The organism is Mesorhizobium montanum, from assembly GCF_033977145.1.
Taxonomy (GTDB): Bacteria; Pseudomonadota; Alphaproteobacteria; order Rhizobiales; family Rhizobiaceae; genus Mesorhizobium; species Mesorhizobium montanum.
Map to the genome: position 1 here is coordinate 1 of NZ_JAVIJF010000027.1, position 24,735 is coordinate 24,735.

The window sequence follows — 24,735 nt, forward strand, 5'->3', positions numbered from 1 at the left end:
CAGCGAAACGCCAGCGGCGCGCGCATCAATTGGATGTTCTCGACCGAACAGGCGCGCCTCAAATTGGCCAAAGCCTATCCAAAGCCCACCGCCAAAGAGTCATAATCTCTGTGCACAGGTACTAGTCTGCCGGCGATGGCTCCGGAGTAAGCCGCGATGGTTGGCGCCGTCATCGACTGAGAACTTATCTCGCCTCCGGTTTCCGCACCTGGCCGAATCCCATCCGTCGGCAGGCGCTCCGGTTGATTGCTTTTCCGGGTGTCGAGGGGGAAGGGCTGGGCGAAGAAGAAATTCCTCAAGAATTAGTCGCGGGGTGGGGGGGTGGGCTTCGGTGCGTCGGGCCGGAATCCATGCCAGCCAAGGCTGAGCTTGCCGATTGAATCCTGCACAAAAGTGAGACAAAATCCAATCCTTCACAATTGAAAGCATTGAGAAAATTTGGCGTCCCACCTTCAGCTAAACCATTGATAGATAAAGTAAATTGTCTTCCTGCCGGGTTCGCCAGTTTATTCAAGGATTTGCGAGATCCGGCTGACTCTGGATCTAACCCTAGGCCAGGAGGTCGGCCACGAGAAAGGCGCGCCCCTTCGGGTGCGGTATTGCCGTGGAGCAGATCGCGTGGCGGCCGCCGCTTAGAAGTCACTTACGGCCTGTCCGGCCGGGCCGCCCAGATACGTGCTCCAAACATAATCTCGAAGCATTTCCCGATGCTCCGCCGTTCGATGGTGATAGCCAGGCCTTTCGGGGTAGGACACGCCGGCGAGGTGAAAGAAGGCGCCGTCGATGAATTCGTGGTGGCCCACCGCGCCCGCCATCGTCATTGGCCGCTGTTCTACGGTTGCGGCGGCGACATCCGTCTCGGCGAGCTTCGAATAAAGAATCGCCCAGTTCGCTCCGCCGGTGTCGAGGCCGAGGCTCAAGCGGGGATCGAAATCCAATTTGCAGCCGGCCACGGCGGAGAACCGGTAGAAGCAATAGCCTGCCCATAGATTCCAGTGCCGATCGCCCGGCCTGGCCTTGTATACGTGATTTTCGGTGCCGTATGCCCTGCGGCCATATACGGTTCTGCCGGCCAGCTTGGACGGGATGTCGAACGGCGCGACCGGGAAGCAGTCGTGATCGATGAAGCCGAAGAGCTCCGGTTTCAGGTGACGCACGATGTTGTGGAACGCCCAGGTGATCGCCGTTCCGTGCGATCTCGACAGGTGCTTTTCGACCCGCATAGGCAGAGCAAGATAGGGCACACCGCGCGTTTTGCAGATGCGCGCAATGGCTTCTCTCGCCTCGACCTTGGTTGAATTGTCGACGACGACCAGCGTCATCCCCGGCGGCCGCATTTCCCACGCTTTCGTCAAAGCGTCGATCACCCACGGTACGTTGAATGCGATCGTGATGCACACACGCGACACCGCGGCGTCCTGCAATTGTTTTGCAAGCAGGCGCCCGGACGCACCACCTCGGTATTCGAAGATCTTATAGACGAGCTGGTTTCTGAGCTCCTTTACCCGGATCACCGTCCGGCTTTGGCTTAGTCTGTCTACGATTGGTTTGAATGCCAAGGTTGCCTCGCAAAGCTACCGCCTGAAGTTCTCTTTGCCCGACGTCGCCAAAAAATCAACCGGCTGGAATTTCTCCGGCCAGCGCAAAGGGCGGGAGATGGTTTGGCGGCTTCGCTTCAGCCCCAATCCAGGTCGATGTTGGTGATATTTTCGCGGGAAATGCGGTCGCGGAGCGCTCCTATCCTCGCGGCTAGGTCGGGCGATAGCCTTTCGTGGGTCTCGACCAGGATTCGGCCTATGGAACGATAGATACCGTCGTCCAGCATAGCTTCGATGCATTCCGCCTCGGCGCCCTCGATGTCCATTTTGACGATTGCAATGGGGTCGCAAATTCCTTTTAGGAATTGCACCAGGTCGATCACTTCGACTTCAAAGGCGCTCCCCTTCGCATGCGCTGGTACCTCGAACAGGGATGACCACTCTGTCATGCGGATGTTGCGAGCGTCGGGTCGCTGATGGAGGGTGGCCTTTCGCGCCGACCCACCGACCGCTTTCGGAATGATAGTCACTCGTTGGTCGTTGCCGAAGCGGCGCGTCAGCATTTCGAGCGCGGTGGGGTCAGGCTCGAAGGCAATCACCTTCATGCCGTAGCTCAGCGCGTGCCGCGTGACATCCCCGACATTGGCGCCAAGATCGATGAACAGGCCGTTTGCGGGGATGGCTTTCATCAGCTGATGGAAATTGAATTCGGCCTGCCGCTTCGGACGCGGCGGACGATGCCATCTGCGGTACAGATGCCAGCGCAAAATGAACTCGAGATAACTTTCCTGTAACACAGTCCGTCCGCCGTTTGATCTGTGTGCGTATAGTCTTGGCTTGATCGAGTATCAACCGCACTTGTGTGACCGCCTCGGTGAAAGCTCCTGTTGCTTTCGACGGCTCGATCGCGTTGCTGGGCTGCAGATGCGGCCATCCATTCGGATCGCCTGGGTTGCTGGCGCGGCTGAGATGCTGCTATGCCACCGGAGATTTTAGGGGGAGGTTTCTAGATGTCGATGTTTTCCAAATGGTACAAGGACGCGCGCTCCAAATTGCCGGAGCATGTGACCGTTGGCCGCCACACCTACGGGGTTACATGGCGAAAGATTTTGTTCCCGACAGAGACTGCGCCGTTGAGAGTGGGCGCCTTCTGCTCAGTGGCCGGCCAGGCGCTGTTCATGTGCTCCGGCCAGCATCTGACCCGCAGCGCGACCTCGTTTCCGATCTATAGCCGAATGCTGAAGCGGCCCGAACCAATTGAGAATGGCGGCAGGCCGGGTGGTGTGACCCTCGGCAACGATGTCTGGATCGGCCATGGCGCCATAGTCCTGCCAGGAGTCGAGATCGGCGACGGCGCGATCGTCGGGGCAGGCGCGGTGGTTACTAAAAAAGTGCCGCCCTACGCGATTGTCGGCGGGTCTCCCGCCAAGGTGATAAAATATCGCTTTTCCGAGGACATCATCTCGAAGTTGATCGCCATTCAGTGGTGGCAGTGGGACGACGAGAAGATAAAGCGCGAAGCCGACGTGCTTATCGGCCCCATCGAGACTTTCATTGACAAGCATTTTGTGGCAAGCGCCGTTGCGAAATAGATTTGGCGTGGACTGTGGCGAATGAGGAAGTCATGTTTCTTCGTGGCGGCTGACGCCAGCTACTTCCCGTACGCCTGCCTGGCGACGCGCCGAATTCTGGATGTTTCACAGAAAACTACGCCCGGCTTCATCTTGCATATCGGGGCGAGTGAGGCCGATAGACAAACTGCCGATCGCCTGCTGAGGGACCGCGTTGAAATCATCGATGTCGCCGCCTTCATGGCCGGATCCGGCTACCGCTTCCGGCCGGGAGGCGTGGCGACCTTCATCCGGCTCTTCGCCGACCAGTTCCCGGAGTTTGCGCCGTACGATCACATTGCGCATATCGATTGCGATGTTCTTTTCAACCGGGACGTCGCGGACTTGGTGGGGCAGCCGATTCATGCGCCGCTGCTCGCGGCGCATGACGACTACATGTATTTCCGGCCAGGGTATCGGAACAAGCTCTCGATGCAGCCGGGCGCGCCTTATTTCAACGCCGGCATCGTCGTCTTCAACATGCCGCCGGTGCGCGAACAGGATCTTCTAAAGCAGGCCCGCAAGCTCGCGGTCGACGGACAAATGAACGACCAAAATGCCCTCAACGTCGCCTTCGAGGGCAAGTGGCAGACAATGCATCCGAACTGGAATTTGCAATCGCTTGGAACGAGAGAGTTTCGCTTCTCCCAGGCCTATGCCCGGCATTTCGCGGGCGGCAAGCCGTGGGGCAACCAGGTCGGGGTCGAGCTCGAAGCGTTGAGAATCTGGCGCGAGCTGGCCAGGGACACGCCCTGGGGCAGGCCCTTCGAGCAGCGCATACCCTTCGAACGCGGCGTGACGAAGCGCTTCTTGCGGCGGTTTGACGCTTTTGCCGGCCTTTTCGGCAAGGACGTGCAGCGCCGCCGGGCCAGATATGACGGCAGGACGATGCACCGGATCTACGCCCGGCAGGCGGATGAAGGCGCAATGGCGGTCCAGTTCCCGGAAGTGCTTGGCGGTTTCGCCTGATCCGGCCCGAATGCCGGCACGTTTGCCTGATTGACCCTGTGGATAGTAACCGCTCGTTTACCACGCTCCGGCGCTCGCGTTGCGGGCTGGCGCCCGACTCGCCGAAATGGACAGGCCTGAACCCGTCAGGCACCCCGAAGCCCAGCGGCCGGCGTTTTCATGTACCCCACGGGATGCGTGCTTGAACGCATCCAGAGTATGCGCCGGCCGTCGCCTCGCCTTCAAAGCACAAAGCCCGCCGCGGCAATGGGAAACCGCGACGGGCTGGCTGGCGCCCCTGGCGGGACACCATGCGGTAATTTCAGGATTAAGCCAGCAGGCCGGCGACCTTGGCCGCCTTGCGCAGCGTCTTGCGGGCTTCCGCCGGGCTGCGCAGGCCGTCGAGAGCGTCGCGGCAGACGCGGCTTGCCGAGCGCCAGGCGCCGTCGCGCGCCTGTCCCGGCCAACGCTGGTCGAGGCATTCCATCGCCTCGAAGCAGCTCGATACCTTGCGCTGGCCGTTTGGCTGGAAATCGATCACGACTGGTTCGGAAAACCAGACATCGTTCATCACTTCCTCCGTGCTTATGATTGTCTTTAGAGCAAGCAAGCGGCGCCGAATGGCGCCCGATGCAGGGTCCGTGGGAGTGGCTGCGGACCCACGCGTTAACCAACCATCGCGCATTAGGTTCCGAAGAATTTTGAGGCGGCGACGGGCCGCGTTCGGACCGGCTCACGCGCCCTGCGGATACGCGATCCGAGCCGCTCAAAAATCATGTGACCAAAGTCACTGACATACCCTCGCGGGCGGCGCTAATAGATCCGGCAGGCTGATGAACCGCGGGAAGACCTCATGCTTATCGCCGTGCTTGCACTCGCCATGACCGTCGCGACGTTGATGGCGACCGCTTTCGGGCTTTACGAGGAGACCCGGCGAAACCGTGTGCATGATGAAGCGGATCGGGTGCACGCGTTTCGAAGGGCGCGTCGGTTTTCCGTCAATTCGCGCAATCGGTAGGACCGACACCGCCAGGCATGTTCACCCTGCTTTACCTGGCCATGTGCATCTTTCGAGCCGGAATCCGCTCTCTCCGGCAGCGTTCGCGGTGCTGGTGCCTTTATGGCTTTTCTATCGACAGGCGGCCTGTGGCACGCCGGCCCCGCCACACTCTATTCCACCAGCACATGCGCCTCGCGCGCGGCGCTGATGAAGGCCTCCCTGGCGTTGTCCGCCGCGACATCGCCGCTGATTGCCCGGCGGCAGGCCCGCAGCGCCGAGGCATGGAGCGTGCTGCCGGCATCGCGCCATTGGCCGGTCAGCAATTCGACGGCTTGCTGCGCATTTGAGATATGCCGGATTGAGCCCGCTATGCCGACGGCCACCTCCACCGGCTTGGAAAACCATCCCTGGGTCATTGCTAAAATCCTTGCCCGCCGAAAGCATCGAAACGCGATGCTTTTCAGTGGGTTCCACTCCGCAACGTCAACTTAACGTGAAACCGTCCGGCGAAGGCGGCGCGCGCTGCTCATCTTCCGAGCGGCCGCCGCGAAAGCTCGATCAGTTCTCTCTCGTCGGTGATGCCCGCCATGTAGTTGGCTATGATGCGCGAAGCGCGCGCTTCCTTCTGCTCTGTGGTCTCGCCCTCGACACTGCCGTTCGCGTAGACACGGCCAAGCATGGCCGTCTGGTCGGGGGTGAATGTGTTGCGTGCAACGGACATGGCTTCCTCCTCTAGCCCGGCCCCTCTTTTTTGCCCGGCCAATATTAGCATGCTTCAAGATCGGGAGTGAGTCGCGCCAACATTGCGGCGAGGTCGCTTTCGCCGGGCATGGCGGCCGGCGTGCTTCCTTACCCTGCGGCTGGCCGCCGTTTTTGCGGGCCTCGTTATATTCTTGCTGAAAGAGCGCTGCGCTGATACGCATTAGCAGCGCGGAATTTTTCCGAGTCTGCATTGACTTGGCTGGGAAAAGCGCCGTGCGTTTTATCCGAGACCAACAACCCCGACGTGGTGGCAACCGGGTTACGAAGGGGTTCTGGTCGAAAAGAAGCAGGGCAGGTCCCGTGTCCAAATCGGGGCAGGCTCACCAACGCTCTGGAACTCTGAAGCCATTGCCCCCATGGCCTTCGGAAGAGCATGAACCATGGGGAAATCGATGGTCACTAAGAAACTTACCGCCAACGCAGAAAGCGCGGCAGCCTTTCTTGCGGTAATGGGCAACGAGAAGCGTCTGCTCATCATGAACTACCTTGCCGAGGGCGAACTCTCCGTCGGCGTGCTCGCCGACAAGGTCGAACTCAGCCAGTCGGCGCTGTCGCAACACCTGGCCAAGCTGCGCAGGTTTGGCCTGGTCGAAACCCGCCGCGATCGTCAGATGGTCTATTATTCCTGCAAGTCTTCGGCAGCGCGCGAACTTCTGGCGCTGCTCGATGGCCTGCTGGCCATGGACAAGCCGCTTGCCGGACCGGCAAGGCAGGCTTTTGTCGAGAGGATGCGGCGGCCGCAAGCGGCGTGAACTGCCTGCCACGCACGGACGAGGCCGGGGGGCCTTCGTCCGCGCGGCGCCGCTTTACCGGCTCGGAATGCAGATAGGTGAAACTGCCGCGCATTCGGCGCGGGGGCGTCTGTCTGCACCAACTTGTCAATTGGTCGAAGCCTTACCGATTCTTAATTTAGCGGTCACAAGTCTGCCAGGAACACGCCCGAAACACGGGTAAGTGTCCAATGGAGCCGAGCGATGACCGTCATCACCACCTACACGTCCAGTCAGAAGTTCCTGCATTGGGCTCTCTTTGCCCTCGTCGTTCTGCTCTACGGTCTAACTTTTGGCGAAGAGTTCTATCCGCGTGGCGACCCGGCGGTCGACGCCATCTGGCGATTGCACATTTCCCTCGGCCTGCTGCTCACCGCACTTGTCTTTTGGCGGGTGGTCCTGCGCGGCGTGAGGGGGACGCCTGGGCTTCCGGCCGAAATGTCTCCGCTTGAGCGGACCGCTGCGAAGGTCGGACATTTTGCCCTTTACGCGCTGCTCGTCGCGATTCCCGTCCTCGGCATCCTGTTGACCTGGTTCAGGGGCGACGCATTGAGCTTCTTCGGCCTGTTCACGGTGCCGGCCCCGTTTGCTCCGGACCGAGCGACCGCGCGGACCATTCGCGAGCTGCATTCGCTATGCGCCAACGGCATACTGATCGTGGCCGGCCTGCACGCCTTGGCCGCGCTCTATCATCACTTCATTCGCCGGGACGCGATCCTGACCAGGATGATGCCGGGAAATCGCTAGCCAGCGGTTCCGCTCATCACGTTGCGGTGGGCTGCGCCGGCCGCGCTTCGTGCCTGTGCTCCATCACTTTTGATTGAAGGACGCTCAGCGGCGGCCTCGCGGATACTCGCAAGGCGATGATAACACGCTACTTTTTGCCGGCGCCGCCCGATCTTGCCGGTCCGAAGGTTACGGATTTGTAAGTCGCCCGGCCGAGTTCTGTTGGCTAACCTTCGAGGCGATCCACACCCCCGGATCATGACGGAGCCGAGCTTCCACTTAGGCTCCGTAAGAGGCTCGCCGCTCCCGGCGGGCCTCTTTCGATTTAACGCATGTCTCCCAAAAGCGCGCAGCGGTTTTGGGAGAACAAACTGCATCAAAACAAGACTTAAAAGCGCCTCGCCTGAGTCCGTTTCAGCGCGATGCGCAGCGGACCGCTTCAGTGTGCGTTGCGCTGCCTTGTGATCAAGCTGCGCGCGACGAGCACCAGCACGGTGATGATGATCAAGATTACCGAAAGTGCCGCGATCGCGGGATCGATGTTGTCGCGCAGGCCCATCCACATCAGCCGGGGCAGGGTGATTGCGTTGACCGAGGTGATGAACAGCGTCACGCCGATCTCTTCCCAGGAGAGCACGAAGGACAGCAGCGCCGCGGTGACGATGCCGAACTTGATGTTGGGCATGATGATACGCGTCGCGCGCTCCCACACGCTGGCGCCCAGCCCGCGCGCGGCAAGGTCGATGCGCCGGTCGAGCTGGCTGAGCGACACCAGGATGAGCACCGTGGCAAAAGGCACCGTCATCACCGAATGCGCCATGGCGACGCCGAGCCAGGTGTCGTAGCCGAAGAATGAGGTGACGCCGGAGACCGAGGTGAGCAGGAAATAGAGCGTCACCGCGGAGACCACCGGCGGCACCACCATCGGCAACAGCACGAAGCCGACAAGGGCTGCCGTGAAACGCGGCTGGAACATCCAGACGCCGAGGCTGAATGTGAGGGCAAGCACCGTGGAGAGGATGCTGCTGACGATGCCGATCCGCAGCGAGAGCAGGATGGACTCCAGCCAGCGCGGATCCTCGATCAGCGAGCGGTAGTGGCGCAGCGACAATTCTCCCGTCGGCATGGTCAGCATTCGGCTTGGCGTCAGCGACACCGGAATGACGGCAAGCAGCGGCATCAGCAGGAACAGCGCCACCAGCACGGCGAGGATCAGCGAGACGGGACCGGGGCGGTAGGTCGGCATCGCGCTACACCAATTGCTTTGGTTTGACGTAGCGGAACAGAAGCGCCATCAGCGCAGCGACGAACACCACCAGCACGACGCTGATCGCAGCACCCAGCCCCCAGTCGGGGCTTTGGAAGATGCGCAGATAAATCAGCTCCGCGATCATCACGCTGCGGCCGCCGCCGAGGATCGCCGGCGTGACGAAGAAGCCGAGCGAGAACACGAAGGTGATCAGCGCCGAACCGATGATGCCGGAACGCGTCATCGGCACGAACACCATCCAGAAGGTCCGCAAGCGGCTGGAGCCCAGCCCGCGCGCCGCGAGCAGCACGCGCTCGTCAAGGCTGCGCATGGCCGACGCCAGCGGAAACACCGCGAAGGGGATGAGGAAATGCGACATGCCGACGATGACGCCGAACTCGTTGCGCACCAAGGTCAGCGGCTCGGAGATGAAGCCGATCGATTGCAGCCAGGTGTTGATCAGGCCGCGGTTGGATAACAGCGCCACCCAGCCGAAGGCGCGCGTCAGCACCGAGATCCAGAACGGCACCAGGATGCAGAATTCGGCCAGCACGCGCTGCACCGGGCTGCCGCGCACCCACACCACCGTGATGGCATAGGCGGCGGTGACCGAAACGACGGTGACGATCGCCGCGATGCGCAGCGTGCGGATGAACACCGACTGCACCAACTCGTCGGTGAGCAGGGCGTGGTACTGGCCGAGGCCGGGCGTCGGCAAGGTGAAACTCCACTTCACCACGCCGAGGAACGGCCAGGCGTAGACAAGCACCAGGAACAGGAGCAGCGGCGCCATCAACAGCGCCGCGCCCATCCTGTCGGAGAGGATGCCTCTCATGTCAGATCAACGTCTTGGCCGGTCAGGCCGAGATGATCTTGGTGTATTCGTCGAGCGCCGCGCCGTAATTCTTGGCGTACCAGTCCATGTCAAGGGCGATCTGCTTCTTCATGTTTTCCGGGTCGACCGGGTTGATGCGCTTCTTGTCCGCCGGGATCAGCGCGTCGGCGGCCGGGTTCGCCGGGCCCTGGCCGAGCTTGTCGAACATCACCAGTTCCTTCTGCGGATCCTGGGTGCTGGCGATGAACTTCATCGCCGCGTCCTTGCCGCCGGGATTGTTCTTCAGCACCGCCAGCGCGCCGGGCGAGATCAGGCCCTGGTCCCAGATGAACTTGATCTGGCCGCCCGAATCCTTCTCGATCAGCGAGGCGCGGGTCGACCACACGATCGCCATCGAGGCTTCACCGTTGAGTAGCACGCTCTGGCTCTCGGCGCCGCCGCCCCAGTAGGAGACGACGTTTTCCTTGAAGGCTGCGATCTTGTCATGCGCGCGCTTCAGGTCGAGCGGATAGAGCGAGGCGGGTGCCACCCCGTCGGCGAGGAGGGCGGCCTCCCAGCTCGACACGCCCCATTTGTAGAGCGAGCGCTTGCCGGGGAACTTCTTGATGTCGAAGAAGTCGGCCATGCCGGTCGGCGCATTAGAGCCGAACTTCTGCGAGTCGTAGGCGATCACATAGGAGAAGAAATAGGTGGACGCCGCATATTCCCAGCCGAAGCCCGGCCGCATCTTGCTCTTGTCGACGATCTTGTAGTCGATCGGCTCGAGCATGCCCTGGCCGCCCAGCGTGATGGCCGAGAACGGATCGACGTCGACCAGGTCCCAGGTCGGCGCGCCGCTCTTGTACTGCGCGGCGATCGCGCCCTCGGTCGGGCCCGAGCCATCCATCTTGACCGGGATGCCGGTGTCCTTGGTGAAGGCCTGGCCGTAGGCGGCGTCGTAAGCGGTGATGGCGTCGCCGCCCCAGTTCACCAGCACCAGCCCTTTGGTCTCCGCGAAAGCGCCGGTCGAGCGTAACAGCAGCGGCGTGCCGGCGAGCACCAGGCCCGCTAGCTGCGCGAACTGGCGGCGCGAAATCTCGCCGCGCCTGGTCCGCTCGGCGAGGGATTCGATGGTCTGTTTCTTGGTATCGTTCATGTCAGTTCCCCTTGTTGTCGTTGATTTGAACCGGAAGCCGGGCGGCGATTTCAGGCCGCACGAGCGATGCTTATTGTCCTCCGTCCGGAAGGAGGAAACCCTTTTCCGCCGGCCAGGTCAGCCAGACGGAATTGCCTTTGCTCAAAGCCGCGGCCGCGACCTCATTCGGCACCGAGACGGTGACCTTGGCGCCCTGGCGCGTGGTGAGGTCGAGCTTGGTTGCCGCGCCCAGATAGGTCGAGGCAACCGCGGTCGCCGCAATGCCGTTCTCGTTGGCCGAAGCTTCCGGCGCGATCGACATGTGCTCGGGACGGATGGCAAGGATAGCATCGCCACGGACTTTCTCCGCCTTGCAGCGCATGTTCACCGCGCGGTCTTCGCACAAGCCTGTCGCGCCATTGTCGGCGGGCATGACGCCCTTCAGCGGCAGCATGTTGATCTCGCCCAGGAACTCGGCGACGAAGCGGTTGTCCGGCCGGTCATAGACCTCGTCCGGCGCGCCCACCTGCAACAGCTTGCCGTGATTGAAGATGGCGACGCGCGACGACAGTGCCAGCGCCTCGCTCTGGTCGTGGGTGACGAAGACGAAAGTGGTTCCGGTCTCGTGGTGCAGGCGCTTCATCTCGGCCTGCATTTGGCCGCGCAGGCTCTTGTCCAACGCTGAAAACGGCTCATCGAGGAGCAGCACGCCCGGCTCGAACACCAGCGCGCGGGCCAGCGCCACGCGCTGCTGCTGGCCGCCGGAAAGCTGCGTCGGCAGCTTCTTCTCATGGCCCCGGAGCCCGACGCGCTCGATCATCTCGCCGACGCGCTGCTTGATCTCGGAAGCCGATTTCTTGCGCACCTTGAGCGGGAAGGCGATGTTCTGTTCCACGCTCATATGCGGGAATAAAGCGTAGCCCTGGAACACCATGCCGGCGGCGCGCTGCTCGGCCGGGCGGTTGGTGATGTCGACGCCGTCGCTGAAAAGCTTGCCTTCGCTCGGCTGCACGAAGCCGGCGAGGATCATCAGGAAAGTGGTCTTGCCGGAGCCGGAGGGTCCAAGCAGCGTCAGGAACTCGCCACGGCCGATATCGAGCGTGAGATTATCCAGCGCCCGGAACGAGCCGAAGCTCTTGCCGATCCCGTTCGCCTTGATCTCCGCCGCCCGGCCGGGTTGCTGCATCCTGCCTCTTTCCTCACCGTCATCCAAATCGTAGGCAGGGCCGGGGCTCACCGCAACCGAATAGTTTTCGCCTGATCGGCAAATTTGATTCACGGGTGGTGGGGGTTGTGAAGCGGGGAAGCGCTGGCGTCAGTGCGCTCACAAGCGTTCGCGATTTGGCGGAAGCCACCCATGCCGTCGTCATTCTAGGGCGGAGCAAGGATCGAAGCGACGCGCGCAGACCCTGGAATCCATGCCGTGACCTCTGAGATCTGCAACGGTGCAGAATTCTGATAGGCCTGCCTTCGCGATCGCCACGGCAGGATCCTCGGGTCAAGCCCGAGGATGATGACTGGAAGGTTGGCGCTCCGTATCACATCCTCCGGAGTGTCAGCCTCCGCCCCGCCCTCAATACTTCGCCAGGCTGTTCTCCGACAGCTTCGCCCGCAGCCAGTCGCTGAAAGCGTTGAGCACCGGGTGCCCCGCCTTGGCATGCTCGAAGACCAGGAAATAGGCGCGCGGCGAGGGGACCGACGCTTCGAAGGGCTTGACCAGCCGGCCCTCGCTCAGCGCCCGGCGGCCGGTCAGTTCGTCGCCCAGTGCAATCCCCTGGCCGGCGATCGCAGCAGAGAACACGAGGTTCATGTCGGAAAAGAAGATACCGCCCTCGGTGTCGGGATTTTCCACTTTGGACAGCGCCAGCCAGCGCGCCCAGTCCTCGGTGTCGCTGAGATGCAGCAGATTGGCGCGCAGCACGTCGGCGGGTTTGGAAAATCCGCCGATCTTGTTGAGCAGCGTCGGGCTGCAGAGCGGCGTGAAGGAGACTTCGCAGAGCAGCTCCACCGCCCGGTTCGGCCAGTTGCCGACACCGAAGGCGATGAAGGCGTCGGCCTCCGGATTGCTGACGTCGTCGAGCCGCCGCGGCGTCAGCACCGAAAGCGCCACATCCGGATACATCTGCTGGAATTCGCCGATATGGGTGCACAGGAACATCGAGGCGAAGCCCGGCGGACAGGAGATGCCGAAGGAGCCGCCGACGCCGGCGCCGCTGTTCTGCGCTCCCGCGTCGCCGAGCACGGTCAGCGCCTTCCTGACATCGGCCGCGTAGCGCTGGCCGCGCGGCGTCAGCGCTACGCCCTTGCCGATGCGCTGCAGGAGATCGAAGCCGAGGTCGCGCTCGAGCAGGCGCAACTGATGCGAGACCGCGCTGCGGGTGAGGTGGAGCTCGTCGGCGGCGCGCCATACGCTGCCATGACGAGCAAAACTGTCGAGGGCGCGCAGCGCCTGCGTGGAAGGTATTCGCAAGAGGCCTCAGGTGAACCGAATTTGCACGAACCGGGAAAACATATCACTTTTTGATGAGCCGCTTCACTGCTTTCTTTGCGGCATGGACAAACCGGTGACGAGTTCCGCGCAGGAAACCGCGCTTGCCTGCATCGACAGCATCCAGCCGCTGCTGTCGGCCTGGACGCGCACCATCTTCGATTTCGGCGAAACCGCCTGGCGCGAGTATCAATCGGCGGCCTGGTATGTCGATCGGCTGAGGCGCGAGGGCTTTTCGGTCGAGGAAGGCTCGGGCGGCATGCCGACCGCCTTCTGCGCCCATTGGACGAATGGCCCCGGCCCGGTGATCGGCATGTATGGCGAGTACGACGCCGTGCCCGGCAACTGCCAGGATGCCGCGACCGTGAAGCGACCGCGGCCGGGCCTCGGCGTCGAGGCGGGCGGCCATACCGATCCGCATTCGGGTCTCGGCATCGGCAGCCTTGGCGGCCTTTTAGCCACCAAGGCGGCGATGCTGGAGCACGGCATCAAGGGCACGCTGCGCTTCACCGGCGAGCCGGCCGAGAAGGTGAGGGGCTCGAAGCCGATCCATGCCGCCAAGGGCTATTACGACGGCCTTGCCGGCATGATCTCCTTCCACCCTTTCTACATGCTGCCGCTCTGCAACACCGCGCGCTGGGACACGCATTGCGGCGCGGCTTACGCGATGATCTACCGCTTCGTGTGCGACGAACCCGGAAATTGGGTTCGCGCAACCGATGCAGCACCCATCCCGCAGGCGCATTCGGCGGTCAGGGCGCCCGGCGCCAACGACGCGCTGATGATGATGTACATGGCCTCCAAGGCGCTGCGCGATTCCATGCTGACGCATCAGGGCGGCTGGTCGATCAGCGAGGCGATCCTGACCGCCGGGCAGGCGACCGCCGACAATTTGCCGGCGGGCCTTGCCGAAATCCAGTACATGATCCGCGTGCCAACGATTGCCATGGCCGAGCAGGTGACCGCTGTGCTTGACCGCAACGCGGAAGCGGCGGCCAAGATGAGCGGCTGCCGCCACGAACGCCACTGGGTGTCGAAGTCGCGGCCGGGGCTCGCCAACCACGCCATGGCCGACATCACCTATCAGTCGCTGTCGACCGTCGGCGCGCCGCGCTGGGACGAGGCGGCGAGGGCGATCGGCCGCGAGGTCCAGGTCAATGCCGGCGGCCAGGCGACCGGGAACCCGTTCATCGACGAACTGGAGCGGCTGATCGCGCCGCAAGAAGCCGAGGCGATCCTGCGCCGCGACCTGCCGCCGTCGCAGGTCAACTCCACCTCGGACGACTACACCGACATGAGCTGGCATGCGCCGACCTCGCGCTTTTATGTCGCTCGCCCGGCGCTGCGCTCAGCCAATGGCCAAGCCTATCCGGCCTGGGTGATGAACGCGCTGGGCGGCATTTCGGCCACTATCGATCCGATGGTCACCTGCGCCTCGAAGACAATCGCGCTGACGGCGCTGCGCCTGCTGGAAGACAACGCAGCGCGCGATGCCGCCATGGACGAGTTCGTCGCCCGCACCGGCGGCGGCATTGGCGGCTCGAACTGGATCGCGCCGCTCTGCGATTACGAACCGCCGATCAACTTCCGCTGGCCGGAGTATGTCACCACGCCGCGCGGGCGCGATTGGTGGATACCGGCCGCTTCCACCGCTTGAACACGCAACATCAGCTCGAGGAGAATCCCATGACCGTCCATGACCGTATCGTCGCCGAGCCGTTCTCGCTGCAGCGCCGCAACCCCGCCGGCGGCACCAAGCCGCTGACCGCCTGGGGCTTCGCCAACGAGACCGACGTCCTGACCGACGTGCTGCTCGGCTCGCCGAATTTCCTCAGGCATCTGTCGACCAGCTCGCTGTCGAGGAAACATCTGCGCGAGGCGCCCTGCAACGTCCAGATCGCGCAGGCGCAGCATAAGGACCTTGTCGCGGCCTACGAGCATTTCGGCGTCAACATCCACTGGCACGAGCCGACGCCGGAACTGCCGATGCAGGTCTATTCGCGCGATTCCAGCGTCATGACGCCCTACGGCGCCTTCATCACCGCCATGGCAAACTGGTGGCGGCGCGGCGAGAATTATGCCGCCATCCGCACCTATGAAAAGCTCGGCATCCCGATCTACGACATGGTGACCGCCGGCACCTTCGAAGGCGGCGACTTCAACGTCATCGAGGACGGCGTGGTGCTGATCGGCTGCGGCGGCGCCCGCACCCAGGAAGAGGGCGCGCGCCAGGTGCAGGCCTGGTTCGACAGGGAGGGCTGGGAGACGCGCATCGCCTTCATCGACGAATATTACGTCCATATCGACCTGATGGTGGTGCCGATCGCCGAAAAGCTCACCGCCGTCTGCCTCGCCTGCACCGAGCCCGGCATCGTCGACTGGCTGAAGGGCAAGGGCCACGAGATCATCGACGTGCCGTTCCAGGACACGATGGCGCTCGGCTGCAACTTCATGTCGCTCGGCAAGGACAGGGTGATCGCGCCGACCTCCAGCAAGACGCTGATCGAAAAGCTGAAGGCGCAGGGCTTCGAGGTCGCGGCCGTTGACATGAGCGAGATCTCCAAGACCGGCGGCGGCATCCATTGCATGGCGCAGGCGCTGAAGCGCGTACCGGTGTAACGGGTTTTGAAATCCGGCAATTGTCTGCGATGAACGCCTATCCCTCTGGCCGACAGGCCAGGGGGATATGGGTGCATATCGCCTCGGCCTGTCAGGAGATTTCATCGCCCCGGTTCCGACCAATCTGATCCTGCGCTAGGCTCTCGCCGCTCGAAACAGGATTGCCGCAAAGATGATCGTCCAGGCCTGCATAAACGGCGCACGCCCCGCCGATTTCCACCCCGCTCTCCCGCTCGACCCTGAGGCCATGGCGCGCGACGCCGCGGCGTCGATCGCGGCGGGCGCGGCCGAACTGCATGTGCATGCGCGCGGGGCCGACGGCCGAGAGAGCCTGGCGCCGGATGCGATGGACAGGACGGTCGCAGCACTCCGCCGCGCCTGCCCAGGCACACTGATCGGCGTCTCCACCGGCGCCTGGATCGAGAAGGACGATCTTCGCACGCTGGTTGCCATCTCCGGGTGGCGCGAACTGCCCGACTATGCCTCGGTCAATCTCAGTGAGACGGCGGCGCCGGTCGTCATGGAGAGCCTGCGCCAGCGCGGCATCGGCATCGAGGCCGGCCTGGCCTCCATCGCCGACGCCGAGCGGCTGGTCGGCCTCGACCATGGCGGCCGGGTGCTGCGCGTGCTGATCGAGATTTCAGAGCAGACGCTGGACGAGGCCTTTGCCGTCGCCGACGGGATCGAGAAGGTGCTGGAACACGCCGGCATCCGCCGCTCGATTCTGCTGCATGGCGAGAACGCCACCGTGTGGCCCTTCGTGGAGCGCGCGGCGGCGCGGAAGCTTTCGACACGCGTGGGATTGGAGGACGGGAAGGAACTGCCGGACGGAACCATGGCCGCGGGCAATGCCGCGCTTGTTGCTGCGGCGGTCGGGATTTATCGCGGGGCGTGAAGACAGCCAATCCCCCGAAGGACGGAAAGACGTTCGGCACTCAATCCATCAGGCTTGCCAAGTCGCCAAATCCGCCAGGATTCTCGCCTTCACGGCCGTGTCGGCGTAGCTCGCATGCACCGACGTCGCCGCGAGTTGGCGGATGGTTTCACTGTCCCAGGCGAAGGTCTCGGCGCAGGCGGCATAAGAAGCTTCAAGCGTCGTATCGAGCAACGCCGGATCGTCGGTGTTGATCGAGACGGGAACACCGGCCTTGCGTAGCGCGTCGATCGGATGTTCGGCAAGCGACGGATAGACGCCGAGCGCGATGTTGGAGACCGGGCAGATGCCAAGGGGAATCCGCCTCTGCGCAAGCAGGTCGACCAGAGCCGGCTCCTCGATCGCCCGCACGCCATGGTCGATGCGGTCGGCGCCAAGCAATTCGATTGCGTCGCGGACACCCTCGGGGCCGCTCGACTCGCCGGCATGAACGGTCCGCCGCAATCCGGCCGACGCGGCGCGGCGGAATGCCTCGGCGAAGCGCGGGCCGGTGCGGCCGGCGGCCGCTTCGTTTCCGTCGATCGAAAGGGCAACGACGCGCGGGTGCCTTGTCCTGCTCAGCAACTCCACCAGTTCGATGGCGTCCTTGGACGACTGGGTGCGCAGCAGGCTGACACAAAGCCCGACCGGCGAGTATCCATCCTGCTCGGCGGCCGCAAAACCCGCATCGAATGCGTCGATCATTCCCGGGATGTTCCTGTGCCAGTGCGGCCAGTGGGTTGGGTTGACGATGACGTCGGCGTAGCGCACGCCGCTTTTGGCCATTCGCCGCGCAAACTTATAGGCGGTGACGGCCAGTTGCTCACGCGTGCGAAACGTGCCGCACAGCCAATCGAGCATTTCGAGGAAGCTCTTCAGATCGTGGGCCTCGAAGAGTTTTTCGCGCGGGGCACGCAGCGGAATGCCGGCCTGCTCGCAGTTCCGGATGACGTCATCGGCATCGAAACAGCCCTCGACATGGATGTGCACTTCGGCCTTCGGCAACCCGATGTAGTCGGTCAATGAAACCTCCCGCGTTCGTGGCCGCATCAAATCACGAAGCGCCAGGGCCAGGGTTCAAGAAATGATTGAAAGAGTTTTGCGGCGCCGCTCGAGAGCGAGGAAAAGGGCTATTGCGTATCCGCGTTGGCCCTCAGCTCCGCGCGCTTTTCATCCGACACCACCGCCAGATCCAGCACCTTCTGCAGGCCCGCGGCGTGGCGGAAGGTCGGCTCGGTCTGCACGCCGCTCTTCACCGCCTCGACGAAGCGCTGGTAGTTGGTCGGCACCGTGCCAGCATCGAGCTCTTGCCATTTGGCGTTCTCGACATTGCCGCCCACGCAGGCCTTCAGCATCGAGCCGTCGAGATTGTGCACCACCTCGATGGCGCCCTTGTCGCCATGGATGCGCAGCCGCAGTTCGTTGATGTGGCCGGTGGCCCAGCGGCTGGCATGCACCACGCCGAAGGCGCCGTTGGCGAAGTCGAGCGTCATGGCGAAACTGTCATTGGCGTCGAGCTGGTACTCGCCGATGCGGTTGTCCGGCGCCTTGTCGAAGGCGCGCAGCCGGCAGAAGACATGGTCGATGTCGAGCGCGGCGCCATAGCTGGCGAAATCGAGGATGTGGATGCCGACATCGCCGAGGACGCCGTTGGAACCATGGCCGCGCGACAGCCGCCACAGCCATTTCGGATCGGTGCGCCAGTCGCCCCAGAATTTCGACACAAGCCAGCTCTGCAGATAGGATGCTTCGACATGGCGCACGGTGCCGATCTCGCCCGCCTGCACCATCTGGCGTGCCTTCTGCAGCGCGGCCACGTTGCGGTAGGTGAGGTTGACCATGTTGACAATGCCCGCGGCTTCCGCGGCATCGGCCATCTCGTTGGCCTTGCCGAAATTTTCCGCCAGCGGCTTCTCGCAAAGCACCGGCTTGCCGGCGGCGACCAGCGCCATGGTGGTGGGGTGGTGGATGCGGTCCGGCGTGACATTGGCGACCGCGTCGAAATCGCCCCAGTCGAGCGCAGCTTCCAGCGAGGTGAAGCGCTTCGGGATCTTGTAGGCGTCAGCGTACTCGCCGACGCGGGCCGGATCGACATCGACCGCGCCGACGATATCGACACCCTCGATGGCGCCGAAGCGGCGGGCATGCTCCTGCGCCATCCAGCCGGTACCCAGTATCAAAAGCCGCATTTCTTGCTCCTCCGAGCCATTTGGTTCGATTCAATAATGTGAGGCAATGTGATCGAAGCGCTATTTCTGCGCAATCCCAAGCAAAGAAAAGAAGCGGCTTTTTAGCGGAAGCCGGCCTCGCCATGCGCGTGCAGTTTGCCGCCGCGTTCCTCGATCGGCTCCAGCGCCTGCTCGACCGGCACGTTCGGCGCATTGAGGATGGCGGGCTTCGACCCCTGCGGGTTGTGCGCCCACTTCACCGCATTGCGCAGCACTTTCTGCACGGTGGCGTCGTGATAGGTCGGATAGGTCTCGTGCCCGGGGCGGAAGTAAAAGACATTGCCGGCGCCGCGCCGGTAGGTCAGGCCGGACCGGAAGACCTCGCCGCCCTGGAACCAGGAGATGAAAACGGTTTCCAGCGGTTCCGGCACGGCGAACTGCTCGCCATACATCTCCTCGTTCTCGAGCTCGAAGAACTCGCCGACGCCTTCGGCGATCGGATGGTTCGGGCTCGTCGCCCAGAGCCGCTCGCGCTCGCCGGCCTCGCGCCATTTCAGCGTGCAGGGCGTGCCCATCAGCCGCTTGAAGATCTTCGAGAAATGGCCGGAATGGAGCACGATCAGCCCCATGCCTTCCCAGACGCGTCTTGCAACACGCTCGACCACCTCGTCGGCGACAGCGCCATGGTTCTTGTGGCCCCACCAGACCAGCACGTCGGTCTCGGCGAGGCGGGCTTCCGGCAGGCCGTGCTCCGGCTGCTCCAGCGTGGCGGTCGAGGCGGAGATTGCCTCATCCGTGTTCAGCGCTTTGGCGATGGTCGCGTGCATTCCTTCCGGATAGATGCCGGCGACTACCTCATTGGTCCGCTCGTGGATGTTCTCGCCCCAGACGACAGCGCGAATTGTCATGGATAGCCTCGTGAGTGATTGGGATCCGCCCCGGCGCCATAGATAGCGCCTTCGCCCGGTATTGAAAGCGGTTTTCGAGCGCTGCGCCCCAGGCCTTCGTACCCGATTGGCAAGCGTCCGTTCCCGTGTGCAATATTAGCGATGGGCGAAATACTTATAGGGACGGCGATCTTTGCGTGTCTGGCCGGGGCAGCGCTGGTCAGCATGGTGATCTGCCCGCGCTTGCCCGAGCACCACCGCCAGGACGACACCGGAGCGGTGGTCCGGCTTGCCGCAAACCTGTTCGTTGTGATGTCCTCGCTCGTCCTCGGCTTGATGATCAATTCGGCCAAGAACACTTTCGAGACCATCGACCACAACGTCCATAATTTCGCGACGCAGTTGATCCTTCTCGACCGCTCGCTCCGCCAGTATGGACCGGAGACGGAAGGCGCGCGCGCGACGCTCACCGCCTATCTGCAGCGGCTGGTCGACGCCACGTCGCTGACGCAGAGGACGCCCGCGGTCGCCAACCGGCTGTCGGAACTGCTGCTCAACAAGGTCGGCGACGAGCTGGCGGAGCTGACGCCGCCGGAAGCCAAGCGCGCCGCGACGCTGCAGAGCGCAACGCAGCAATTGCAGAGGGTCATCGAACAGCGCTGGGTGTTGGTCGGCCAGTCCGAAGGCACCATCCCCGTGCCGCTGATCGCGCTTCTGGTGGCTTGGCTGACGCTGATCTTCGCCAGCTTCGGCTTCCGCGCGCCCCGCAACGCGACCATTGTCGGCACCTTCATCGTCTCAGGCGCCCTGGCGGCCGCGGCGCTTTATCTGATCATAGACATGGACACGCCGTTCTCCGGACCGATCCAGGTTTCGCCAGCGCCGCTGCAACGGGCGCTGGCGGAACTGCGGCAGTGAGCTCACGGCCGGCTCAAAGCATCCGCCAGCCACTTCGCCGCCGCGTCGGCGCCATCGGCGTGAACCTCGGCCGCTACCTCGCTGGCGCGAACCCGGACCTTTGGCGCCAGAGCCACGTCTAACGCCGCCGACAGCGAGCCCGTCGTCGGCACCGGGCCGTCATGCGCGGCGCCGATCCCGAGTTCGGCGGCACGCTTCGCCCAATAGGGCTGGTCGCCGATCTGCGGCACGATCACCTGCGGCGCACCCGCTCGCGCGGCGGCGACCGTGGTGCCGGCGCCGCCGTGATGGATGACTGCGGCGACGCGGCCGAACAGCGTCTGCTGGTTGACCTCGCCGATGGCGAAGCAGTCGTCGACATCGTCGATGAGGCCGAGCTCGGCCCAGCCATGCGCGATCACCGCGCGAAGGCCCTTGGCGCGGATCGCCTCGATGGCCGCGCGGCCCGCTTGCCTGGCGACCGCTATCGAACCGAAGCCGGCATAGACTGGCGGCGGCCCGGCATCGAGGAAGGCTTTCAGCCCGTCGGGGAGGGGCCGTTCGTCCGGCAGGATGAAGGCGCCGGTCTGCACGACATCGATCAGGTCCGAAGGCAGCCACGGCCCCAGCATCGGGTCGCAGGCAAGCAGCACGGTATTGCCATAGACATAGTCCCGGACGTTTTGTACCGGGGGCAGCCCGAGCGATGCGCGGTGACCGTTGATCGCCTCGCCGAAGAGCGCATTCTTGGTGCGGATATCCATCTCCCACAGCAGCCGGTTGTCTGTGACGCCGGACGGCAGCGGATGGCTTGGATATTCATGCGGCCGGTTGTGAGGCGACGGCAGCCAGACAGGGCAGAACGTGCCAAGCATGTAGCGCATGCCGCGCTGCTCCGCGACAAGCCGCGCGGCGGCACAGGAAGGGAAGAGGCCGAACGCCACCACGGCATCGCAGCCTTCGGCAGCCGCCGCCAGCGCCTCGTATTGCCTGGCGACGATCTCGGCCGCTTGGCCGGAAATGAGCCTGGCCCGGCTCTCGGGCGACGCCGATCGCGATCGACGCATCATTTTCTTCGCCCATTCGCGCACCGGCGCGAAGGCCGGCGCCAGCGGCACGCCGGCACGGGCGAGAAGAGCGGCAAACTCCGCGTCGCCCGGTGCGCTTACTCTGACCGCGACGCCATGCGCCTGCAGCGCGACACCCAGCGCCGCCAACGGCTCGACGTCGCCGCGCGAGCCGTAAGTCGATAACAAAATCCGCATTCCACGCTCCGTTGTCGTTTTCGGAGCAGCGTTGATACGCCATGGCCGGGGGCTTGCCGCAAGCCCAGGCTGCGCCATATCTAAGTTCTGGGAAGGGTCGTTATCGCTTCCTCGGTTGAGGTTGTGTTCGCCGCCATGGCTCGAAGCCGCGACGGCACGCCCAAGCACTCCGGCGCATTTTTGGCGCCAGCCCTTCGGATCAGCAAGTGGGGATCGACAAGTGCCGGCGACCAGTTCGCCGGCGTGGTTCGGCTTAACCCTGGCGGCCTTCCTGGGCGACCTGGGTGGGGGATCTTGTGAGGCGCGGGACGACGACAAGGCGCTTGATCTTGCCGTTCTTGTAGGCGGCAAGGAAGCGGTGATAGTCCTTGAAGACGACGCAGCCATTGGATTCCGCACGCCCGCCGCGCAGCATGTAGGTGTGGGCAAGCAAGCCGTTGCGGCCATATTTGTTGCTGCCGCTGGCGGGCGTCAGCCTGATTGCCTCGACGCCGTGAAAACGCGATTCACGCAGCGACAGATTGTAGGTGTCCGGTGGAGTCGGACCGGTATTCTTGCGGTTGACGAAGCGCGGCTGGTCAACCATCGAGCCCAGTCCCGAATGCGCCTCCAGTTTCGAGCCGTCCGGCAGGTAAACGGTTCTCGCCGAAATATCGTAGACGGCGACGCCATTGCCCGTCGAGGGCCCGTTGAAAAGGTTGCGGAAGGCGCTGCCGAGCCCACCGCGCTCCGGCGTGTCCGGCTTGGCATAGGCGAGCATCTCGGACGCCTGCGCCTTGCGCTTGCTCGGCTTGGCGTCCGCCACGGCCGGCTTCGAGCCCGGCACGCCCGGCAGGCCCTGGTCGCCGCTTCTCGGCGAAACCGCCGTCGGCGCGCTTTGCGCGGTGTCGACAGCGTCCGGCTGCGGCTTGGCCTTGGCGGTCTGCGGCTTCGCGGCCTCGGGCTTCTGCGGCTTGGCCGCGGTTTGTTCGGGCGCCTCGGTGGCGCGCTCGAGCGTGGTGCGCGGGCGAAGGCCAGGCACGGCAATGGTGTCGGGCAGACCGTCCTGCGGCGGCAGCGAGGCGACCTGGTACCCGCCGTCGTGCCCATTTTCCGAGTTGTCGGCGACATCGGGCGCGTCGCTGTTTTCAAGCGCGACGGAGGTCGGAACGTCGCCCGTGTCCTCCGGCGTTATGTTGGCGAGCGCCAGCGCCAGCTCGGAAGCGCCGGCGATTTCGGCCGGCTGCGAACCGAAGCGGGCTTGCGCCGGGGCATCCGGCTGCGTGCCGCCGAAGCGGCTCGCCGAAGGCAGGCTGGCAAGCAGGAAGGGCGCGTTCTCAGCACGGGCAAAGGCATCGGCAAGCTTTTGCGGCGAAAGTGCCGCGCGCTGCACCACGCCGTCGAAACGGTCGGCGGCTCCGGCGGCTGAGGCCACCACCACGACCTTCTCATGCGCGACGTTGTCGGGCGCCGGCGGCTTGAGGCGCGCCATCTTGCCGTCGAGGCCTTTATTCTTCAGCTTTTCAGAAGCTTGACGGTCATGTCTGAAGCTAGTCGCGAGGTTGAAGCAGCCGGCGTCGCACCCGCCGACGAGCGAGCCTGCCTTGTAGCCGCCATTGGCGGCAAGGCGCGGCGCCCAGGCATTGGCGATCTGCCGGCGCTGGTCGCCAAGCGCGATGTTGCGCGGCGAAAGCAGGCCTTGCGGTAGTCCGTTGGAAGCTGCGATCAGCGAGGTGCTCACCGAATGGAGCCCCGCCAAAGTGGCGACGGACCATAGGGCGAGGGCGGCGCCGACAGCAGGCACCACGACCCATCGATGACCAGACTTTTTCGAAGTTACCCCCCCATGAGGAGCGTCACCCCGGTCTTTCAAACGCAAAAACGCCATACGACCACTCTCAATCGGCATGCCGGTTTGCGGACCGGGCACCCGTCACGATCACAGTTCGCTGGTGCCCCCTGCACCTTCACGCGTCTGTTGCCGATTGATTCAAAAGATGGACAAAGTTGGTTAACCAATCCCTCCACCAATCGCCGATTTGGCGACGGTCCATACGAAAAAAGAGCCCTCCATGGTCTGCGCCACGGTAAAAATGCTCTTCCTCACCCGCTTTGCTGCCCGTTTTTCCAGCCTCTGTCAAGAAAACGTCAGGACTGGAACCGCAGCAACCCTGGCCGCCTATAGAGCGATTAGGGTCAAAATGCGGCCCACATGCCGGGCACTGGAACAAGCCGGCCAAGATGCAGTGGACCAGCTGGCAAAGCCGACGGAAGACATTGCGGTCCGGGACCACCCCAAAAAAAGTCGCCTCCGCCGGAAGGGCGGAGGCGACATGAAGAGTGGAAGCCACGCGTTGCGGAGGTCACGGGTGGCGGAATTTCAGATGCTCCTGGCCCAGGCCAGCCGCAACCACGCCGGCGGTTTTCAGCGCGTTTCGTCCGTTGTGTCGGCGACGCCGACATGATGCCGATAGACCATTCCCCAGCCCTTCCAGCCGGTGAACAGAAGAATGAGGACGACGATCAGCGACAGGACCAGGCCGACTGGCACCACGGCCGCCTCGGCATGGGCATATCGCAAATACCAGTTGTAAAGTTCGATCAGGACGACAATCACATTGCCGCCGGCGTGAAGCCACACGTCGCCAAGATTGCGGATTTGCGCATCGCCCAAGACATCGGTCAGTCCGGCAAGAGCGGCCAGCGCGGCCATTATCAGACCTGCCCCGAGAAGCCAGAGCGAAGCGGAGACCCAAACCGGATTGCCGGTTCGCCAGAAGACAAGGTCGCAAACGAAGGTCCCGACGAAGAAGGCGATCGGGAACGGTATCAGCATTGCATGAATAGGATGGCCGGCAATGCTTGCAGTGCTGTGCGGGTTGTGGGTGATCGTGTCGTGGGTCATCGAAATGCCTCCCGGGGCGGGCGCCGCCCTCAGGCCACATCACGGCCTTGGCGACGGAAAGC

General features: G+C 63.6%; 25 protein-coding genes. 9 read left to right on the forward strand and 16 right to left on the reverse strand.

Translation table 11 applies throughout. From position 1 onward, the window contains the following. Nucleotides 1–632: 632 nt before the first annotated feature. Together RFM68_RS28735 and RFM68_RS28740 are read right to left on the reverse strand one after the other, a co-directional pair. Nucleotides 633–1,559, reverse strand: a complete 927-nt coding sequence (locus tag RFM68_RS28735; RefSeq protein WP_320236382.1) for a hypothetical protein — start codon at nt 1,557–1,559, stop codon at nt 633–635. Nucleotides 1,560–1,675: 116 nt separating this feature from the next. Next, nucleotides 1,676–2,335 (reverse strand): FkbM family methyltransferase, encoded by a 660-nt coding sequence (locus tag RFM68_RS28740; RefSeq protein WP_320236383.1) that lies wholly within the window; start codon nt 2,333–2,335, stop codon nt 1,676–1,678. A 255-nt stretch (nt 2,336–2,590) separates the two neighbouring features. On the opposite strand from RFM68_RS28740, the gene RFM68_RS28745 reads away from it, so the two are divergent. Then, nucleotides 2,591–3,130, forward strand: coding sequence for a CatB-related O-acetyltransferase (locus tag RFM68_RS28745; protein ID WP_320236384.1), 540 nt, complete (start codon nt 2,591–2,593; stop codon nt 3,128–3,130). Between the two features lie 42 nt (nt 3,131–3,172). Next, complete coding sequence (locus tag RFM68_RS28750; protein WP_320236385.1) at nt 3,173–4,117, forward strand: glycosyltransferase family 8 protein; 945 nt, start codon at nt 3,173–3,175, stop codon at nt 4,115–4,117. Between the two features lie 307 nt (nt 4,118–4,424). Here the strand turns inward: RFM68_RS28750 and RFM68_RS28755 are convergent, their stop codons facing one another. Continuing rightward, nucleotides 4,425–4,667 (reverse strand): DUF982 domain-containing protein, encoded by a 243-nt coding sequence (locus tag RFM68_RS28755; protein WP_320236386.1) that lies wholly within the window; start codon nt 4,665–4,667, stop codon nt 4,425–4,427. A 282-nt stretch (nt 4,668–4,949) separates the two neighbouring features. Between RFM68_RS28755 and RFM68_RS28760 the strand changes: the two genes are divergently transcribed. Beyond that, the gene (locus RFM68_RS28760) at nt 4,950–5,114 is read left to right on the forward strand and encodes a hypothetical protein (RefSeq protein ID WP_320236387.1); all 165 of its coding nucleotides are present in this window, start codon (nt 4,950–4,952) and stop codon (nt 5,112–5,114) included. A gap of 152 nt (nt 5,115–5,266) precedes the next feature. On the opposite strand, the gene RFM68_RS28765 is transcribed toward RFM68_RS28760, so the two are convergent. Both RFM68_RS28765 and RFM68_RS28770 read right to left on the reverse strand, forming a co-directional pair. Further along, nucleotides 5,267–5,512 carry a DUF982 domain-containing protein gene (locus tag RFM68_RS28765; protein ID WP_320236388.1) on the reverse strand — a complete coding sequence of 82 codons (246 nt, stop codon included), beginning with the start codon at nt 5,510–5,512 and terminating at the stop codon, nt 5,267–5,269. Nucleotides 5,513–5,622: 110 nt separating this feature from the next. After that, nucleotides 5,623–5,817, reverse strand: a complete 195-nt coding sequence (locus RFM68_RS28770) for a hypothetical protein (RefSeq protein WP_320236389.1) — start codon at nt 5,815–5,817, stop codon at nt 5,623–5,625. Nucleotides 5,818–6,250: 433 nt separating this feature from the next. Between RFM68_RS28770 and RFM68_RS28775 the strand changes: the two genes are divergently transcribed. Both RFM68_RS28775 and RFM68_RS28780 read left to right on the forward strand, forming a co-directional pair. After that, entirely contained in the window at nt 6,251–6,610 is a 360-nt protein-coding gene (locus RFM68_RS28775) for an ArsR/SmtB family transcription factor (RefSeq protein WP_040988334.1), read from the forward strand. 222 nt (nt 6,611–6,832) lie between these two features. Further along, entirely contained in the window at nt 6,833–7,375 is a 543-nt protein-coding gene (locus tag RFM68_RS28780; protein WP_320236390.1) for a cytochrome b, read from the forward strand. A gap of 418 nt (nt 7,376–7,793) precedes the next feature. Here the strand turns inward: RFM68_RS28780 and RFM68_RS28785 are convergent, their stop codons facing one another. The 5 genes from RFM68_RS28785 to RFM68_RS28805 all read right to left on the reverse strand — a co-directional run bounded on the left by RFM68_RS28785 (nt 7,794) and on the right by RFM68_RS28805 (nt 13,022). Continuing rightward, the gene (locus tag RFM68_RS28785; protein WP_320236391.1) at nt 7,794–8,600 is read right to left on the reverse strand and encodes an ABC transporter permease; all 807 of its coding nucleotides are present in this window, start codon (nt 8,598–8,600) and stop codon (nt 7,794–7,796) included. Between the two features lie 4 nt (nt 8,601–8,604). Next, nucleotides 8,605–9,438, reverse strand: a complete 834-nt coding sequence (locus tag RFM68_RS28790; protein WP_320236392.1) for an ABC transporter permease — start codon at nt 9,436–9,438, stop codon at nt 8,605–8,607. A 22-nt stretch (nt 9,439–9,460) separates the two neighbouring features. Continuing rightward, nucleotides 9,461–10,573, reverse strand: coding sequence for an ABC transporter substrate-binding protein (locus RFM68_RS28795; RefSeq protein WP_320236393.1), 1,113 nt, complete (start codon nt 10,571–10,573; stop codon nt 9,461–9,463). Between the two features lie 70 nt (nt 10,574–10,643). After that, a complete protein-coding gene (locus RFM68_RS28800) occupies nt 10,644–11,738 on the reverse strand; it encodes an ABC transporter ATP-binding protein (RefSeq protein WP_320236394.1) in 1,095 nt (364 codons plus the stop codon). A gap of 387 nt (nt 11,739–12,125) precedes the next feature. Beyond that, nucleotides 12,126–13,022 carry a LysR substrate-binding domain-containing protein gene (locus RFM68_RS28805; protein WP_320236395.1) on the reverse strand — a complete coding sequence of 299 codons (897 nt, stop codon included), beginning with the start codon at nt 13,020–13,022 and terminating at the stop codon, nt 12,126–12,128. A gap of 82 nt (nt 13,023–13,104) precedes the next feature. Here RFM68_RS28805 and RFM68_RS28810 point away from each other — a divergent pair, with 82 nt between their 5' ends. The 3 genes from RFM68_RS28810 (at nt 13,105) to RFM68_RS28820 (ending at nt 16,554) form a co-directional block, all read left to right on the forward strand. Further along, the gene (locus RFM68_RS28810; RefSeq protein WP_320236396.1) at nt 13,105–14,697 is read left to right on the forward strand and encodes a zinc-binding metallopeptidase family protein; all 1,593 of its coding nucleotides are present in this window, start codon (nt 13,105–13,107) and stop codon (nt 14,695–14,697) included. Nucleotides 14,698–14,726: 29 nt separating this feature from the next. Further along, nucleotides 14,727–15,659 (forward strand): dimethylarginine dimethylaminohydrolase family protein, encoded by a 933-nt coding sequence (locus RFM68_RS28815; protein WP_320236397.1) that lies wholly within the window; start codon nt 14,727–14,729, stop codon nt 15,657–15,659. A gap of 172 nt (nt 15,660–15,831) precedes the next feature. Continuing rightward, nucleotides 15,832–16,554, forward strand: coding sequence for a 3-keto-5-aminohexanoate cleavage protein (locus tag RFM68_RS28820; protein ID WP_320236398.1), 723 nt, complete (start codon nt 15,832–15,834; stop codon nt 16,552–16,554). A 48-nt stretch (nt 16,555–16,602) separates the two neighbouring features. Here the strand turns inward: RFM68_RS28820 and add are convergent, their stop codons facing one another. From add to RFM68_RS28835, 3 genes are all read right to left on the reverse strand, one after another. Then, nucleotides 16,603–17,595: an adenosine deaminase gene (gene add, locus RFM68_RS28825; protein WP_320236399.1), complete on the reverse strand. Its 993-nt coding sequence runs from the start codon at nt 17,593–17,595 to the stop codon at nt 16,603–16,605. A gap of 107 nt (nt 17,596–17,702) precedes the next feature. Next, the gene (locus RFM68_RS28830; protein ID WP_320236400.1) at nt 17,703–18,761 is read right to left on the reverse strand and encodes a Gfo/Idh/MocA family protein; all 1,059 of its coding nucleotides are present in this window, start codon (nt 18,759–18,761) and stop codon (nt 17,703–17,705) included. 101 nt (nt 18,762–18,862) lie between these two features. Continuing rightward, nucleotides 18,863–19,648, reverse strand: a complete 786-nt coding sequence (locus RFM68_RS28835) for a ThuA domain-containing protein (protein ID WP_320236401.1) — start codon at nt 19,646–19,648, stop codon at nt 18,863–18,865. A gap of 141 nt (nt 19,649–19,789) precedes the next feature. On the opposite strand from RFM68_RS28835, the gene RFM68_RS28840 reads away from it, so the two are divergent. Beyond that, nucleotides 19,790–20,545 carry a bestrophin-like domain gene (locus RFM68_RS28840; protein ID WP_320236402.1) on the forward strand — a complete coding sequence of 252 codons (756 nt, stop codon included), beginning with the start codon at nt 19,790–19,792 and terminating at the stop codon, nt 20,543–20,545. Nucleotides 20,546–20,547: 2 nt separating this feature from the next. Here RFM68_RS28840 and RFM68_RS28845 read toward each other — a convergent pair whose 3' ends face one another. From RFM68_RS28845 to RFM68_RS28855, 3 genes are all read right to left on the reverse strand, one after another. Beyond that, complete coding sequence (locus RFM68_RS28845; protein ID WP_320236403.1) at nt 20,548–21,789, reverse strand: glycosyltransferase; 1,242 nt, start codon at nt 21,787–21,789, stop codon at nt 20,548–20,550. Between the two features lie 253 nt (nt 21,790–22,042). Then, nucleotides 22,043–23,572 carry a tlde1 domain-containing protein gene (locus tag RFM68_RS28850; protein ID WP_320236404.1) on the reverse strand — a complete coding sequence of 510 codons (1,530 nt, stop codon included), beginning with the start codon at nt 23,570–23,572 and terminating at the stop codon, nt 22,043–22,045. A gap of 621 nt (nt 23,573–24,193) precedes the next feature. Next, complete coding sequence (locus RFM68_RS28855; RefSeq protein ID WP_320236405.1) at nt 24,194–24,673, reverse strand: DUF2231 domain-containing protein; 480 nt, start codon at nt 24,671–24,673, stop codon at nt 24,194–24,196. Between the last annotated feature and the right edge of the window lie 62 nt (nt 24,674–24,735).

Coding starts and splice junctions, on each gene's coding strand:
- RFM68_RS28755 (WP_320236386.1), bottom strand. CDS start 4,667: ATGAACGATGTCTGGTTTTCCGAACCAGTCGTGATCGATTTCCAGCCA.
- RFM68_RS28760 (WP_320236387.1), top strand. CDS start 4,950: ATGCTTATCGCCGTGCTTGCACTCGCCATGACCGTCGCGACGTTGATG.
- RFM68_RS28765 (WP_320236388.1), bottom strand. CDS start 5,512: ATGACCCAGGGATGGTTTTCCAAGCCGGTGGAGGTGGCCGTCGGCATA.
- RFM68_RS28770 (WP_320236389.1), bottom strand. CDS start 5,817: ATGTCCGTTGCACGCAACACATTCACCCCCGACCAGACGGCCATGCTT.
- RFM68_RS28775 (WP_040988334.1), top strand. CDS start 6,251: ATGGTCACTAAGAAACTTACCGCCAACGCAGAAAGCGCGGCAGCCTTT.
- RFM68_RS28780 (WP_320236390.1), top strand. CDS start 6,833: ATGACCGTCATCACCACCTACACGTCCAGTCAGAAGTTCCTGCATTGG.
- RFM68_RS28785 (WP_320236391.1), bottom strand. CDS start 8,600: ATGCCGACCTACCGCCCCGGTCCCGTCTCGCTGATCCTCGCCGTGCTG.
- RFM68_RS28790 (WP_320236392.1), bottom strand. CDS start 9,438: ATGAGAGGCATCCTCTCCGACAGGATGGGCGCGGCGCTGTTGATGGCG.
- RFM68_RS28795 (WP_320236393.1), bottom strand. CDS start 10,573: ATGAACGATACCAAGAAACAGACCATCGAATCCCTCGCCGAGCGGACC.
- RFM68_RS28800 (WP_320236394.1), bottom strand. CDS start 11,738: ATGCAGCAACCCGGCCGGGCGGCGGAGATCAAGGCGAACGGGATCGGC.
- RFM68_RS28810 (WP_320236396.1), top strand. CDS start 13,105: ATGGACAAACCGGTGACGAGTTCCGCGCAGGAAACCGCGCTTGCCTGC.
- RFM68_RS28815 (WP_320236397.1), top strand. CDS start 14,727: ATGACCGTCCATGACCGTATCGTCGCCGAGCCGTTCTCGCTGCAGCGC.
- RFM68_RS28820 (WP_320236398.1), top strand. CDS start 15,832: ATGATCGTCCAGGCCTGCATAAACGGCGCACGCCCCGCCGATTTCCAC.
- RFM68_RS28830 (WP_320236400.1), bottom strand. CDS start 18,761: ATGCGGCTTTTGATACTGGGTACCGGCTGGATGGCGCAGGAGCATGCC.
- RFM68_RS28835 (WP_320236401.1), bottom strand. CDS start 19,648: ATGACAATTCGCGCTGTCGTCTGGGGCGAGAACATCCACGAGCGGACC.
- RFM68_RS28840 (WP_320236402.1), top strand. CDS start 19,790: ATGGGCGAAATACTTATAGGGACGGCGATCTTTGCGTGTCTGGCCGGG.
- RFM68_RS28845 (WP_320236403.1), bottom strand. CDS start 21,789: ATGCGGATTTTGTTATCGACTTACGGCTCGCGCGGCGACGTCGAGCCG.
- RFM68_RS28855 (WP_320236405.1), bottom strand. CDS start 24,673: ATGACCCACGACACGATCACCCACAACCCGCACAGCACTGCAAGCATT.